This is a genomic window from Pseudosporangium ferrugineum (assembly GCF_003002065.1).
Lineage (GTDB): Bacteria > Actinomycetota > Actinomycetes > Mycobacteriales > Micromonosporaceae > Actinoplanes > Actinoplanes ferrugineus_A.
This window is the reverse complement of record NZ_PVZG01000090.1, coordinates 1-1,143: the sequence shown is the minus strand read 5'-3', so window position 1 is coordinate 1,143 and position 1,143 is coordinate 1. Positions and strand designations below refer to the sequence as shown.

Genomic DNA, 1,143 nt, shown 5'->3' with positions numbered 1-1,143 from the left:
CTAGTGTGCTGCGCCGGAAATTCGCCTACAAAATCGTGCGAGTGATTCGAGGATCTCCTCGGCGGTCTTGGTCCAGATGAACGGTCGTGGGTTGCTGTTCCAGTCGGCGATCCACGACCGGATGTCGGCTTCCAGTGCCTGGACACTCTTGTGGGTGCCGCGGCGGATCTTCTGGTCGGTGAGGAACCCGAACCAGCGTTCGACCTGGTTGATCCAGGATGAGCCGGTCGGGGTGAAGTGCATGTGGAAGCGAGGGTGCTTCGCGAGCCAGGCCCGGATGGCGGGGGTTTTGTGGGTGCCGTAGTTGTCGCAGACCAGGTGGATGTCGAGGTCGGCCGGTACGGTCTTGTCGATGGTGATCAGGAATTTCTTGAACTCCACGGCGCGGTGCTGGCGGTGCAGTTCACTGATGACCGTGCCGTCGGCGATGTCGAACGCGGCGAACAGGCTGGTGATGCCGTTACGGTGGTAGTCGTGGGTCCGCCGTTCGGGCATGCCGGGCATCATCGGCAGGACCGGCTGCGAGCGGTTGAGGGCCTGGATCTGGGATTTCTCGTCCACGCACAGCACCACTGCCCGCTCGGGTGGGTGATGGTAGAGCCCGACGACGTCGACGACTTTCTCGATGAACTGCGGGTCGGTGGACAGCTTGAACGCGTCGGCCCGGTGCGGCTTGAGGCCGAAGTCGCGCCAGATTCTGCCGATCGTCGACTTCGACAGCCCTGACTTCTCTGCCATCGACGTCCTTGACCAGTGGGTGGCGTTGCGCGGAGTCTGCTCGAGGGTCGCCACGACGACTTCTTCGACCTTGTCCAAGGCGATCGATGGTGGCCGGCCGGGACGCTGTTCATCGATCAGGCCGTCGAGACGTTCAGCCAGGAACCGGCGCCGCCATTTGCCCACAGTGGACACATGCACGCCCAGAATGGTTGCTACGTCAGTGTTCGCGGCGCCTTCGGCGCACGCCAGGATGATCCTCGACCGCATCGCGAGGACCTGCGAGGACTTCGCCCGACGCGACCACCGGGTCAGCGTCTCGCGTTCCTCGTCGGTCAACACCAGCGGTGCAGTCGGGCGCCCGGTTCGTGCCATCAACCCACCCTACACCGACTTAACAGGCGAATTTCCGGCGCAGCACACTAG

General features: G+C 63.5%; 1 protein-coding gene. It reads right to left on the bottom strand.

Annotation, left to right across the window (positions count from 1 at the left end; all coding sequences use genetic code 11):
- Nucleotides 1-1,092 carry an IS630 family transposase gene (locus CLV70_RS38880; protein WP_106131605.1) on the bottom strand — a complete coding sequence of 364 codons (1,092 nt, stop codon included), beginning with the start codon at nucleotides 1,090-1,092 and terminating at the stop codon, nucleotides 1-3.
- Nucleotides 1,093-1,143: the final 51 nt, after the last annotated feature.

Excerpts from the sequence above, each read along its gene's own strand:
- CLV70_RS38880 (WP_106131605.1), bottom strand. The coding sequence starts at position 1,092 with ATGGCACGAACCGGGCGCCCGACTGCACCGCTGGTGTTGACCGACGAG.